This is a genomic window from Arthrobacter sp. MDT2-16 (assembly GCF_054510925.1).
The window spans coordinates 374,456-387,976 of record NZ_JBTNDP010000001.1 but is presented as its reverse complement, the minus strand read 5'-3'; the positions used below and the strand labels follow the sequence as shown (position 1 = coordinate 387,976).

Annotated in this window: 11 protein-coding genes; 9 read left to right on the top strand and 2 right to left on the bottom strand. The window is 70.6% G+C overall.

Annotated features, from left to right (window positions below; genetic code table 11):
* Genes ACX80N_RS01910 through ACX80N_RS01895 form a run of 4 tightly spaced genes read left to right on the top strand, consistent with a single transcriptional unit; the run spans nucleotide 1 to nucleotide 4,443 of the window.
* Entirely contained in the window at nucleotides 1-990 is a 990-nt protein-coding gene (locus ACX80N_RS01910) for a carbohydrate ABC transporter permease (protein WP_459338070.1), read from the top strand.
* Nucleotides 987-1,901, top strand: coding sequence for a carbohydrate ABC transporter permease (locus ACX80N_RS01905; protein WP_105033111.1), 915 nt, complete (start codon nucleotides 987-989; stop codon nucleotides 1,899-1,901). The genes ACX80N_RS01910 and ACX80N_RS01905 overlap by 4 nt, the downstream gene beginning before the upstream one ends.
* Nucleotides 1,898-3,364, top strand: coding sequence for a GH1 family beta-glucosidase (locus tag ACX80N_RS01900; RefSeq protein WP_459338069.1), 1,467 nt, complete (start codon nucleotides 1,898-1,900; stop codon nucleotides 3,362-3,364). The genes ACX80N_RS01905 and ACX80N_RS01900 overlap by 4 nt, the downstream gene beginning before the upstream one ends.
* Nucleotides 3,364-4,443: a LacI family DNA-binding transcriptional regulator gene (locus ACX80N_RS01895; RefSeq protein ID WP_459338068.1), complete on the top strand. Its 1,080-nt coding sequence runs from the start codon at nucleotides 3,364-3,366 to the stop codon at nucleotides 4,441-4,443. Before ACX80N_RS01900 ends, ACX80N_RS01895 begins: the two co-directional genes overlap by 1 nt.
* Here ACX80N_RS01895 and ACX80N_RS01890 read toward each other — a convergent pair.
* Nucleotides 4,374-6,569, bottom strand: coding sequence for a S9 family peptidase (locus ACX80N_RS01890; RefSeq protein WP_459338067.1), 2,196 nt, complete (start codon nucleotides 6,567-6,569; stop codon nucleotides 4,374-4,376). The genes ACX80N_RS01895 and ACX80N_RS01890 overlap by 70 nt on opposite strands.
* Before the next feature lie 187 nt (nucleotides 6,570-6,756).
* Here ACX80N_RS01890 and ACX80N_RS01885 point away from each other — a divergent pair, with 187 nt between their 5' ends.
* From ACX80N_RS01885 to paaZ, 4 genes are read left to right on the top strand one after another with little or no spacing between them, the layout of a single operon-like run.
* Nucleotides 6,757-7,965, top strand: a complete 1,209-nt coding sequence (locus ACX80N_RS01885) for a thiolase family protein (protein WP_459338066.1) — start codon at nucleotides 6,757-6,759, stop codon at nucleotides 7,963-7,965.
* The gene (locus ACX80N_RS01880) at nucleotides 7,965-8,711 is read left to right on the top strand and encodes an enoyl-CoA hydratase/isomerase family protein (protein ID WP_105033106.1); all 747 of its coding nucleotides are present in this window, start codon (nucleotides 7,965-7,967) and stop codon (nucleotides 8,709-8,711) included. The genes ACX80N_RS01885 and ACX80N_RS01880 overlap by 1 nt, the downstream gene beginning before the upstream one ends.
* Entirely contained in the window at nucleotides 8,708-9,595 is an 888-nt protein-coding gene (locus ACX80N_RS01875) for a 3-hydroxyacyl-CoA dehydrogenase family protein (protein WP_459338065.1), read from the top strand. The genes ACX80N_RS01880 and ACX80N_RS01875 overlap by 4 nt, the downstream gene beginning before the upstream one ends.
* Nucleotides 9,596-9,645: 50 nt before the next feature.
* A complete protein-coding gene (gene paaZ, locus ACX80N_RS01870; protein WP_459338064.1) occupies nucleotides 9,646-11,733 on the top strand; it encodes a phenylacetic acid degradation bifunctional protein PaaZ in 2,088 nt (695 codons plus the stop codon).
* A 26-nt stretch (nucleotides 11,734-11,759) separates the two neighbouring features.
* Here the strand turns inward: paaZ and ACX80N_RS01865 are convergent, their stop codons facing one another.
* Nucleotides 11,760-12,371 (bottom strand): TetR/AcrR family transcriptional regulator, encoded by a 612-nt coding sequence (locus ACX80N_RS01865; RefSeq protein ID WP_105033103.1) that lies wholly within the window; start codon nucleotides 12,369-12,371, stop codon nucleotides 11,760-11,762.
* A gap of 119 nt (nucleotides 12,372-12,490) precedes the next feature.
* Here ACX80N_RS01865 and paaA point away from each other — a divergent pair, with 119 nt between their 5' ends.
* On the top strand, nucleotides 12,491-13,468 hold the full coding sequence (gene paaA, locus ACX80N_RS01860) for a 1,2-phenylacetyl-CoA epoxidase subunit PaaA (protein ID WP_459338063.1): 978 nt from the start codon (nucleotides 12,491-12,493) through the stop codon (nucleotides 13,466-13,468).
* Nucleotides 13,469-13,521 lie beyond the last annotated feature (53 nt).

Sequence of the window (13,521 nt, the reverse complement as noted above, 5' to 3'; positions counted from 1 at the left end):
ATGGCAGTCACGGACCGGGTCCAATCCCCACCCCCCAACTCGCACCAGCGGGCCCCGCGCGACAGGAGCGTGAAGCGGCTGGCCTTCTCCCAGAAGGTGTCGAAATGGGACGTCAAGCTGTCTCCGTATCTCTACATCTCGCCGTTCTTCCTCCTCTTCGCGATCACGGGCCTGTTCCCCCTGCTGTACACGGCATGGGTCTCGCTCCACACCTGGAACCTCATCGGGGGACAGGGCAAGTTCACGGGGCTGGAGAACTACGAGTTCGTGCTCGCGCAGCCGTTCTTCTGGAACGCGGTGGGCAATACGTTCAGCATCTTCCTCCTCTCGTCCGTCCCGCAGGTCGTCCTCGCCATCGCCATCGCGGCGGTGCTCGACGCGAACCTCCGGGCCAAGACGTTCTGGAGGATGGGCGTCCTCGTCCCCTTCGTGGTGGCCCCCGTGGCCGTCGGGTTGATCTTCAACAACCTCTTCGCTGACCAGGCCGGCCTGTTCAACGAACTGTTGACGGGGGTAGGGCTGGACCCGGTCCGCTGGCACTCCGACTCGCTCGCGAGTCACGCGGCGATCGCCACCATGGTGAATTTCCGCTGGACGGGCTACAACGCCCTGATCTTCCTCGCCGCCATGCAGGCCATCCCCCGGGACGTCTACGAGGCGGCGACGATCGACGGCGCCGGACGGCTCCGCCAGTTCTTCTCCGTCACCGTCCCGATGCTCCGGCCGACCATCATCTTCGTGGTCATCACCGCGACCATCGGCGGCCTCCAGATCTTCGACGAGGCACGCGTGTTCGACCAGGCGGGCCTCGGCGGCGCGGACCGCCAGTGGCAGACGCTCACCATGTACATCTGGGAGCTCGGCTGGGGGCAGCGCAACTTCGGCAGGGCTTCCGCCGTGGCGTGGCTGCTGTTCCTGATCATCGTCCTCATCGCGATGGCCAACTTCCTCATCACCCGCCGTATCGCCAGCCAGGGAGGCCGACGATGAGCTCCATCCCCATGATCGAACAGACCGCGGGCAAGGGGGCCGCACGCGCAGCCCAGCGGGGCGTCGGCTCCCGGCGCCGCGGGGCGCCGGGCGGCACCATGCGCCGGCCGGGTTTCCTGACCTACGGCTTCCTGGGGGCCGTGATCCTCGGTTCGCTGTTCCCGCTCTGGTGGTCCTTCCTGGTGGGAAGCCATGACAGCTCGGTCATCAGCAAGGGCGTCCCCCTGGTGCCGGGCGGCAACTTCCTCGCCAACGCGGCCAGTGTCCTCGACACCATCCCGTTCTGGAAGGCGCTCGGCAACAGCATCATCGTCTCCACCGTCACGGCGCTGTCCGTGGTGCTGTTCTCGACCCTCGCCGGGTTCGCCTTCGCCAAGCTCCGCTTCCGCGGGAGCAAGGGCCTCCTGGTCTTCGTGATCGCCACCATGGCGGTGCCCACCCAGCTCGGCGTGGTGCCGCTGTTCATCGTCATGGCGAAGCTGGGCTGGACCGGTTCGCTCTGGGCCGTGATCGTACCCGGCGTCGTCACCGCCTTCGGCGTCTTCTGGATGACGCAGTACCTGCGGGACGCACTGCCGGACGAGCTCATCGAGGCCGTCCGGATCGACGGCGCGTCCATGATCCAGGCGTTCTGGTACGTCGGCCTCCCGGCCGCCCGGCCGGCCGCCGCGATGCTCGCGCTCTTCACGTTCGTCGCGACGTGGACCAACTTCTTCTGGCCCTTCATCGTGCTGGACCCGTCCAACCCGACCCTCCCGGTGGCACTGCAGCTGCTCCAGGCAGCGCACTTCGTCGACTACTCGATCGTGCTCGCCGGAGCCGTGCTCTCCACCATCCCCCTGCTGCTGCTCTTCGCGGTGGCGGGTCGTCAACTCGTATCAGGAATCATGCAAGGAGCAGTCAAAGGATGAGCAGCACCGACATCACCTTCCCCGAGGGCTTCCTCTGGGGCGCGGCGACCGCCGCGTACCAGATCGAGGGCGCCGCCCAGGAGGGCGGCCGGGGGCCGTCCATCTGGGACACGTTCTCCCGCGTCCCCGGGGCGGTGGCCGACGCACACAACGGCGACGTGGCGTGCGACCACTACCACCGGTCGGCCGACGACGTGGCGCTCATGAAGAGCCTCAACCTGCAGGCGTACCGCTTCTCGACGTCGTGGTCCCGCTGCATGGCGGACGGGGTCACGCCGAACACGGAGGGCATCCGTTTCTACTCGGACCTCGTGGACCGGCTGCTCGAGGCGGGTATCAAGCCCTGGCTCACCCTGTACCACTGGGACCTGCCCCAGGCCCTCGAGGACGAGGGCGGCTGGACCAACCGCGACACCGCCTACCGGTTCGCCGAGTACGCCGCGGTGATGCACGAGGCCCTGGGGGACCGGGTGCGGATCTGGACCACCCTGAACGAGCCCTGGTGCGCGGCGTTCCTCGGCTACGCGGCCGGCGTGCACGCCCCCGGGCGGCAGGAGCCGACGGCGGCCCTCGCCGCGGCGCACCACCTCCTGCTCGGGCACGGGCTGGCGACGCAGGAGCTGCGCCGCCGGGACGCGGACGCCACGCTCGGCATCACGCTGAACCTCACCGTGCCGGATCCCCTGGACCCGGCCAGCGAGGAGGACCGCGATGCCGCCCGCCGCATCGACGGGCAGTTCAACCGCATCTTCCTCGATCCCGTGCTGCGCGGCGCCTACCCGGAGGACGTCCTCCGGGACGTCGAGCACCTGGGCATGGCCGACTACATCCGCGAGGGCGATCTCGAGATCATCGGCACGCCGATCGACGTGCTGGGCGTGAACTACTACCACGGTGAAGCCGTCACCACGACGCCGTCCGGGGAGGTGACACCGCAGGAGGGCCACGCGCCGCTCGAGCGTGCCGTCTCCTCGCCCTACGTGGCGGCGCACGGCGTCCGCTCGGTGCCGCGCGGCCTGCCCGTCACGGCCATGGACTGGGAGGTGCAGCCCGACGGGCTCCGCCGCCTGCTCAACCGGCTGCAGGACGAGTACACCGGGCCCGCGGGCATCCCGATCTACATCACGGAGAACGGTGCCGCCTACAACGACGTCGCCGACGAGACCGGCTTCGTGGACGATCAGGACCGCCTGGGCTTCTTCGACGTCCACGTGCGGGCCATGAAGGACGCCATCGACGACGGCGTGGACCTCCGTGGCTACCTGGCGTGGTCGCTCCTCGACAACTTCGAGTGGGCCTGGGGCTACCACCAGCGCTTCGGGCTCGTCCGTGTGGACTACGAGACGCAGGAACGCACCCCGAAGGCGAGCGCCCTCTGGTACTCCCGCCTGGCGGCCACGAACACGGTGCCGGGCGTCTCCTCGCCGGACGCCGAGCAGGCGGGTGTCGTATTGTCGGTGTGATGAAGACGTCCTCACCCCGGCCGCTGCGTCAGGTCGCACCACGCTCGAGCCCCACCCTCGAGGACCTCGCCGTGGCCGCCGGGGTGTCGCGGTCCACCGCCTCCCGCGCCATCAACGGAGGCGACCGCGTCAGCCCGGAGGCCCAGGCGGCGGTGGACCGCGCCGTCCTCGACCTCGGGTACATCCCCAACCGGGCGGCCCGCAGCCTCGTGACGCGGCGGACGTCGTCGATCGCCCTGGTCATCCCGGAGCCGGACGTCCGCGTCATGATGGATCCCTTCTTCGCCGTCGTCATCACCGGCATCACGGAGGCACTCCGGGAGACCGACGTGCAGCTGGTGCTGCTGATGTCGCGGACCGACGACGACTCGTCCCGCACGCTGCGCTACCTGCGCGGCGGGCACGTGGACGGGGCGATCGTGGTCTCGCACCACGAGGCCGACTCGTGGGCGAGATCGCTGGCCGAGACCGGCCTCCCCACCATCTTCATCGGGCGGCCGTGGGACGCGGGCTCCGAGGTGACGTATGTGGACACCGACAACCTGGGCGGCGGACGCCTGGCGGCACAGCATCTCGCGGGGATCGGCCGCCGCCGCCTGGCGACGGTGGCGGGGCCGGCCGACATGACCGCCGCCGTCGACCGCCTCCGCGGCTGGAGGACGGGCCTGGCCGAGGCGGGACTCCCCGAGGGGCCCGTGGTCCACGCCGACTTCACCACGGACGGGGCGGCCGCCGCGGCGCGCCGGCTGATCGCCGAGCACCCGGACATCGACGGCATCTTCGCGGCCTCCGACCTCATGGCGCTCGGCGTGCTGGAGGCGATGCAGGCCGCCGGCAGGACCGTGCCCGGGGACGTCGCGCTGGTCGGCTACGACAACCACGCCGTCGCGGAGACCGCGCCGACACCGCTCACCACCATCACGCAGCCCATGGTCGAGATGGCCGTGAAGGCCGGCGCGATGCTCCTCGAGGAGATCGAGGCCCCGGGCTCGCACCCGGAGCCCGTCATCTACTCCACGGAACTGGTGGAACGCGCGAGCACCTCCGTGGCGCCAACGGCGTCCGCGGCGAACGCGTAGTCCCACGCGACATCGCGCCAGCGGGAGTAGCGCCCGCTGGCGCCTCCGTGGCCGCCGTCCATCTCGGTCTTCAGCACGATCGGCTCCGTCCCCGTGGCCGTCTCGCGCAGCTGCGCGACCCACTTCGCGGGTTCCACGTACAGCACGCGCGTGTCGTTGTAGCTCGTGACCGCGGCGATCCGCGGGTACGCCACGGGACGCACGTTCTCGTACGGGGTGTAGTCCTTCATGTACCGGTACACCTCCGGGTCGGTGATCGGGTTGCCCCACTCCTCCCACTCGAGCGCCGAGAGCGGCAGCTCCGGGTCGAGGATGGTGGTCAGGGCGTCCACGAAGGGCACCTGCGCCACGATCGCGCGGTACTTCTCCGGCGCAAGGTTCGCGACGGCGCCCATGAGCAGGCCCCCCGCGGAACCGCCCATCGCGGCGATCCGGCCGGCGTCGGCCCAGCCCGAGTCGGCGAGGTAGGTCGTGGCGTCGACGAAGTCCGTGAACGTGTTCTTCTTCGCGAGCTTCTTGCCCTGCTCGTACCAGCTGCGCCCCATCTCCCCGCCGCCGCGGATGTGCGCGACGACGAAGACGACGCCGCGGTCCAGGAGGGAGAGGCGGGCCACCGAGAACGCCGGATCCATGCTGACCTCGTAGCTGCCGTACGCGTAGATCACCGCGGGGTTGGTGCCGTCCGGGCCGAGCTCCGCCCGGCGCACCACCGAGAGGGGGACCAGCGTCCCGTCGGCGGCGGGGGCCCAGTGGCGCTCGGCCACGTACGCGCCAGGATCGTAGCCGCCGCGCACCTCGGTCTCCTTGCGCAGCTCCAGCGAGCCGTCCGCGAGCACGTAGTCGTAGACGCGCGGCGGCGTGAGGTAGGACGTGTAGGACAGCCGGATGATCGGGGAGTCGAACTCGGCGTTGGCAAGGTTGCTCGTGAACAGCTCCTCGTCGAAGTCCGGTTCGGCCGGCAGCGCCTGGTCGGGCGTGCCGAGGCCGGCCAGCGGGAGGACCTGGACTCGCTCGATGGTGTCCTTCCGGACCGAGAGCACCAGGTGGGTCCGCGTGACGGAGATGCCGTTGATGCGCACGGCGTCGTCGTGGGGGATGACCGTCGTCCAGTTCTGGTCGGCGAGCGGCCTGGAGAACTCGCCCGCCGCGACGAGGCTCACCATGGAGTTCTTCGCGTCGCGGTCGTGGGTCAGCAGGTAGTGCGGTACGCCGTCGATGGTGAGCGGTTCGGCGTCGTACAGGACGCGTTCGTCGCGGGAGATCAACAGCGTGAGGCCGGCTTCGGGGTGCGCGAGGTCCAGGACGCGGTACTCGCTGTACTCGGAGCAGCCGATGCTGATGAGGAGCTGCGTGCGGTCGGCGGAGACCTCGAAACCCGTCCACATGGCGACGTCGTCCTCCTGGTACACGACGACGTCGTCGGCCACCGGGGTGCCGAGGGTGTGCGAGCGCACCTGGTAGGGGCGCCACGAGTCGTCGACGACGGTGTAGTAGACGCGGGTCCCGTCGGGGGAGAAGGACAGCCCGTAGAAGACGTCCGGGATCTCGTCCGGGAGGAGGTCGCCGGTCGCGAGGTCCTTGATACGCAGGGTGAAGCGCTCGTCGCCCGCGTTGTCCTCGCAGTAGGCGAGCAGTGTGCCGTCCTCGGTCACGGACAGCCCGCCCAGGGAGAAGAACGGCTTGCCCTCGGCGAGCTCGTTGCCGTCGAGCATGACCTGCTCGCCCGCCACGGGACGCCCGGGCACCACCTCGGGCGGCGTCCAGTCGCGTACCAGGTCGCCGGTGTCCTGCGCGGCCACGCGGCACTGGATGCCGTACTGCTTGCCCTCCTCGGTACGCGAGTAGTACCACCAGCCCTTCTTGCGGGCGGGGACGGAGAGGTCGGTCTCCTGCGTCCGGCTCTTGATCTCGGTGAAGATGGCCTCGCGCAGCGGTTCCTGGTGCTGCGTGACCGCCTCCGTGTACTCGTTCTCGCGCTTCAGGTACCCGATCAGCTCGGGGCTCTCCTTGTCGCGCATCCACTCGTAGGAGTCCACGAAGGTGTCGCCGTGGTGGGTGCGTTCGAAGGGCACCTTCTGTGCGGGAGCAGGTACCGGGATACGTATGCGGGCGGTGTCAGCGGTCATGGCTCCCATCTTGCCACCGCCCGTCCGGGCTCCAGCGACTCCGCGGGTCCTCGTCCCCGCTTGCGCGGGCGGGCGGTTGACCGTGCCGGGGAGCCGTGCAATTCTGGAGCGGGCCTTTACAGAACGAACGTTCGGTAATTCGTCCGGCTCAGTGCGGACAGGACCTGCGACGACGAGGGAGACGACCATGGCCGAGGCTTTCCTGGTGGGAGGTGTCCGCACCCCGGTGGGCCGGTACGGCGGAGCGCTCTCGAGCGTGCGGCCGGACGACCTCGCGGCGCTCGTGCTCACCTCCGTGGTCCAGCGCGCGGGCCTCGACCCGGCCGCCGTGGACGAGGTGATCCTCGGCAACGCCAACGGCGCCGGCGAGGAGAACCGGAACGTCGCACGGCTCGCGGCACTGCTCGCGGACTTCCCGGACACCGTCCCCGGCATCACGGTGAACCGGCTCTGCGCCTCCGGGCTCTCGGCCATCATCATGGCCTCCCACATGGTGAAGGCCGGCGCCGCGGACATCGTGATCGCGGGCGGCGTCGAGTCGATGAGCCGCGCGCCCTGGGTCATGGAGAAGCCCGAGAAGGCCTTCGCCAAGCCCGGCGCCGTGGTCGACACCTCGATCGGCTGGCGCTTCACCAATCCGAAGCTCGCCGCGCGGGACAAGGTCACCTACTCCATGCCCGAGACGGCGGAGGAGCTCGCGGCACTGGACAGGATCACGCGCGACGACGCCGACGCCTTCGCGCTCCGCTCCCACCAGCGCGCGCTCGCCGCCATCGGGGCCGGTCGCTTCGCCGACGAGATCGTGGCCGTGCAGGTGAACCGCGGCAGGACGTCGTCCTCCGTCGACACCGACGAGGGGCCCCGCGCCGACACGACCCTCGAGGTCCTGGCAGGGCTCCGCCCCGTCGTCCGGCCGGACGGGATCGTCACGGCCGGCAACTCGAGCTCGCTCAACGACGGCGCCTCGGCCGTCATCGTCGCCTCGGAGGCCGCCCTCGAGCGCCACGGGCTGACTCCGCGTGCGCGCATCCTGGACGGGGCGTCGGCGGGCGTCCCGCCGGAGATCATGGGCATCGGCCCCGTGCCCGCGACGCACAAGGTCCTCGAGCGGGCCGGCCTGTCGGTCGCCGACCTCGGCGCCGTCGAGCTCAACGAGGCCTTCGCCACGCAGTCCCTCGCGTGCATCCGGCGCCTCGGGCTCGACGAAGGCATCGTCAACCGCGACGGCGGGGCGATCGCCCTCGGCCATCCCCTCGGCTCGTCGGGGGCACGGATCGCCGTCTCCCTGCTCGGCCGGATGGAGCGCGAGCTCGCCGGACCCTCGCGCCGCCTCGGCCTCGCGACCATGTGCGTCGGCGTGGGCCAGGGCACGGCGATGCTCCTCGAGGGTGTCTGATGCCGTCCTCGCTGAAAGTCACCGAGGGCACCGGCTCGAATGTCCTCGTCGTGGAACTGCACCGGCCGGAGGCCCGCAACGCCATCGACCGGCAGATGGTCGACGACCTGCACGCCGTCTGCGCGGACCTCGAGCAGTCGCCCCGCATCCTGATCCTCACCGGGTCCGACGGCGTCTTCGCCTCGGGCGCCGACATCGCCGAACTGCGCGAGCGGCGGCGCGACGACGCCCTCGCGGGCATCAACTCCACGCTCTTCGCGCGCATCGCGGATCTGCCCATGCCGGTCGTCGCCGCCCTCGACGGGTACGCGCTCGGCGGTGGGGCGGAGCTCGCCTTCGCCGCGGACTTCCGGATCGGGACGCCACGCCTGAAGATCGGCAACCCCGAGACGGGCCTCGGCATCCTCCCGGCCGCCGGAGCCACCTGGCGGCTGAAGGAGCTCGTGGGGGAGCCGCTCGCCAAGGAGATCCTGCTCGCCGGGCGCATCCTCACGGCCGAGGAGGCTCTCGAGGCGAGGCTCATCACGGCGATCCACGCGCCCGAGGACCTCCTGCAGGCGGCCCACGACCTCGCGGACCGCATCGGCCGGCAGGACCCTCTCGCGGTCCGCATCACCAAGAGCGTGTTCCATGCACCCAGGGAGGCCCATCCGATGATCGACCAGCTCGCGCAGGCCGTCCTCTTCGAGTCCGAGGCCAAGTTCGACCGCATGCAGCGGTTCCTGGACCGGAGGAAGAGCTCATGAGCACCGACCTCGGCCGGAACGTCCCCGCGCGCGTCGGCGTCCTCGGCGGCGGCCGGATGGGCGCCGGCATCGCGCACGCGTTCTGCCTCGCCGGGTCGGGCGTCGTCGTCGTCGAGCGCGACGACGCCTCGGCGGACGCCGGCCTCGCCCGCGTCACGCAGGCCCTCGCGCGCAGCGTGGACCGGGGCACGACCGCGGAACCGCTGGCGGGCCTCACCCGCCGCGTGGCGGTGTCCACGGACTACGCCGAGTTCTCCTCGTGCGGCCTCGTCGTCGAGGCCGTGCCCGAGGACCTCGCCCTGAAGCGGCAGGCGCTGCGTGCGGTCGAGGACGTGCTCGACGACGCCGCATGGCTTGCGACGAACACGTCCTCCCTCTCGGTGGACGCGCTCGCCGACGCCCTGCAGCGTCCCGACCGGTTCTGCGGGCTGCACTTCTTCAATCCCGTGCCGGCGTCGACCCTCATCGAGGTGGTCCTCGGGGGCCGGACGTCCGGGGAGCTCGAAACGGCGGCGCGGTCCTGGGTGGCGACGCTCGGCAAGACGCCCGTCGTCGTACGCGACACCCCGGGATTCGCGAGTTCGAGACTCGGGGTCGCCATCGCCCTCGAGGCCATGCGGATGCTCGAGGAGGGCGTGGCGAGCGCGGAGGACATCGACGCCGCGATGGTCCTCGGCTACAAGCACCCCGTCGGGCCGCTCCGCACCACCGACATCGTGGGGCTCGATGTCCGCCTCGGCATCGCCGAGTACCTCGCCTCGACCCTCGGCCCGCGCTTCACCCCACCCGCGATCCTGCGCGAGAAGGTGGCCTGCGGCGCCCTCGGGCGCAAGAGCGGCAGGGGCTTCTTCGACTGGGACGACGCCCCGCCGTCCGCCCCCTGACCCGACTCCTCCCACCTCATCCCAGCAACACCAGTGAAAGGCGAGCGGACATGACCACCGCCCCGGAACGAGTACAGATCGACGTCGTCCCCAGCTTCATCGAGGATGCCTGGTGGACACCCGAGCGGACGGCCGCGGATGCCGACGGGACGGTGGTCCGCGACGCCAGTACCGGTGAGGAGCTCGCCGTCGTCAGTACGGCCGGTATCGACACCGCCGCCGCCGTCCGCTTCGCGCGGACCTCGGGCCAGGCGGAGCTCGGGCGTTTCACGTTCCATGAGCGAGCCCTGAAGCTCAAGGAGCTCGCGCAGTACCTGAATGCGCACCGCGAACCCCTGTACGAGCTGTCCGCCAAGACCGGCGCCACGAAGGTGGACTCCATGGTGGACATCGACGGCGGTATCGGCGTGCTCTTCACGTTCGGCTCGAAGGGGCGCCGCGAACTGCCCAACTCCCACGTGATCGTCGACGGACCGCCCGAGGTGCTCTCCAAGGACGGCTCCTTCCTCGGCACGCACATCCACACGCGCATCCCCGGCGTCGCCGTCCAGATCAACGCCTTCAACTTCCCCGTGTGGGGCATGCTCGAGAAGCTCGCGCCCGCGTTCCTCGCCGGGGTGCCGACCATCGTGAAGCCGGCCACGCCCACCGGATTCCTGACCGCCGCCGTCGTGAAGCTCGTCGTCGAGTCCGCGATCCTGCCGGCGGGCGCGCTGCAGCTCGTGTCCGGGCCCGCACGGGACATCCTCGACCACCTCGACTACCGGGACCTCGTGTCCTTCACCGGCTCGGCGTCGACCGCCAACCACCTGAAGTCCCACCCCTCCGTGGAGCGCGGCGGGGTGCGCTTCACCTGCGAGACCGACTCCCTGAACGCCGCGATCCTCGGTCCCGACGCCGTCCCCGGCACGCCCGAGTTCGACGCTTTCGTGAAGTCCCTGGTCACGGAGATGACCGTGAAGGCGGGCCAGAAGTGCACGAGCATCCGCCGGTCCATCGTGCCCGAGGCGCTGGTCGACGACGTCGTCCGGGCAGCCGGCGAGCGGATCCGCTCCCGGGTGACGCTCGGTGATCCGCGGGCCGAGGGCGTGACGATGGGCGCGCTCGCGTCGCTCGCGCAGCTCGAGGGCGTGCAGGAAGCCGTGCGGGAGCTGATCTCCGGCGGCGCGTCCGTGGCCTTCGGGTCCCTGGACGCGCCCGACGTCGTGCTCGCGGACAACACCACCGGCAAGGCGCCGGGAGGAGCCTTCATGGAGCCCGTCCTGCTCACCTGGAAGGACGTCGAAGCGGGAGCCCTGCACTCGGTGGAGGCCTTCGGGCCGGTAGCGTCCGTCATCGGCTACGACGACCTCCCCCACGCCGTCCGCCTCGCGGCCCTCGGCTCGGGGTCCCTCGTGGCCACCGTCTGCACCAATGATCCCGCGGTGGCGCAGGAACTCGTACTCGGGATCGCGGCGCACCACGGCCGGGTCCTGATCCTCAACCGTGAGGACGCGCGGACGTCCACGGGCCACGGCTCGCCCGTCCCGCACCTCGTGCACGGCGGACCCGGGCGCGCAGGCGGGGGCGAGGAGCTCGGCGGCATGCGCTCGGTGGTGCACCACATGCAGCGCACCGCGGTGCAGGGCTCGCCGAACATGCTCACGAGCATCACGGGGGAGTGGCACACGGGCGCGGACCGCCGGTTCGACGACGTCCACCCGTTCCGCAAGGACCTCGCGACGCTGCGCATCGGTGACGCCGTCCGCTCCGAGCTGCGCCAGGTGACCCTCGAGGACATCAGTGCGTTCGCCGAGACGACGGGCGACACCTTCTACGCCCACACCGACGAGGAGGCCGCGGCGGCCAACCCGTTCTTCCCTGGCATCGTGGCGCACGGGTACCTGCTGCTGTCGTGGGGCGCCGGGCTGTTCGTGGATCCCGCGCCCGGGCCCGTCCTGGCGAACTACGGCCTGGAGAACCTGCGCTTCATCACGCCGGTCGCCGCAGGGGACTCGATCCGTGTGACCCTGACCGCCAAGCGCATCACGCCGCGCGAGACGGACGAGTACGGCGAGGTGGCCTGGGACGCCGTGCTGCACAACCAGGACGACGAGATCGTGGCGACCTACGACGTCCTGACCCTCGTGCAGAAGTAGCGACTGCCCCTCCGACACCGGCGCCGCTAGCGGCGGTGCAGCCCGTCGAACACCATGAGGATGACGTCGTCGGCGAGCTTCTCCGCGGTCAGCGGTCCGCCCGGCCGGTACCACTCGACGATCGAATTGATGGTCCCGAAGATGAGGCGCGCAGTGGTGCGCGGGTCGATGTCGCTGCGGATGGAACCCTCGCGGCGTGCGGCGTCGACCAGCGCGGCCACCTCGCGGTCGAACGCACGCCGTCGCTCCAGGGCCTCGCGCTCCACCTCCGTGTTCCCCCGCAGCCGCAGGAGCAGGGTCACGAAGGGGAGCCGCTCGGTCAGGACGGCGATGGTGCCGCGCAGGACGAACTCCAGGCGCGCGTCGGCGGCTCCGGCGGAGGCCCGGGGTGCGGAGAGCACCGCCTCCAGCCCGCCGAGCGCGTGGTCGAGCGCGAGCCGCAGGAGGTCGCCCTTGGACGGGACGTGGTGGTAGATGGCCGACTTGCTGAGGCCGAGGTCCTCGGCCAGCATCCCCATCGACGTCGCCTCGTACCCGTGCCGGTTGAAGGCCGTGACGGCCACGGCGAGGACCGACCGCTGGTCGTAGCCCGGGCGCCCCCGGCGCGTGGGGGGCGGCGTGGGGTCGGCGACGGTCATGCTGCCATTTTTGCACGACCGTTCGGTCGGCCGACCGTTGACCGTCCCGAGCAGCACTCCCTATACTGAACGAACGGTCGGTAATTAAACCGGAAGTCCAGACGAGCGAGGCAGGCACGATGACGAGTACGGCCATTGACGCGGAAGCCCCCACGGATCACGAGGCCGGTGAGCGGCTCTTCGACGAGCTCATCGCCCGGGACTCCCGGATCGAGCCGCGGGACTGGATGCCCGCGGACTACCGCAAGTCGCTCACGCGCCAGATCTCCCAGCACGCGCACTCCGAGATCATCGGAATGCAGCCCGAGGCCAACTGGATCACCCGGGCGCCCTCGCTCAAGCGCAAGGCCGTCCTGATGGCCAAAGTGCAGGACGAGGCGGGCCACGGCCTCTACCTCTATTCCGCCGCCGAGACGCTCGGGACGCCGCGCGACAAGATGACCGAGGACCTCATCGCGGGCAAGGCCCGCTACTCGAGCATCTTCAACTACCCCGTCCTGACGTGGGCGGACATCGGAGCCATCGGCTGGCTCGTCGACGGGGCCGCGATCTGCAACCAGGTGCCCCTCTGCCGTGCCTCCTACGGGCCCTACGGACGCGCGATGGTCCGCATCTGCAAGGAGGAGTCGTTCCACCAGCGGCAGGGCTTCGAGATCCTGCTCGAACTGGCGAACGGCACCCCCGAGCAGCGCGCCATGGCGCAGGACGCCGTGAACCGCTGGTACGCGCCGTCGCTCATGATGTTCGGCCCCCCGGACGAGGAATCCCCCAACTCGCAGAAGTCCATGGAGTGGAAGATCAAGCGCTTCTCCAACGACGAGCTGCGCTCCCGCTTCGTGGGCATGATGGTCGAGCAGATCAGGGTCCTCGGGCTCGACCTGCCGGACGAGGACGTCCGCTACAACGAGGAGGCCGGCCGCTGGGAGCACGGGCCGCTGGACTGGAACGAGTTCAGGGAGGTCCTCGCCGGCCGCGGGCCGTGCAACGCCCAGCGCCTCGAACGACGCCGGGAGGCCCACGAGGAGGGCGCCTGGGTCCGCGAGGCCGCGGCAGCCTACGCGCGCAAGCAGGCCCTCAAGACCGCGCAGGCGGCCTAGGTGACCGGCGGATCGACGACGGGCGATGACGGCGCGACCGCACCGTCGAGCGG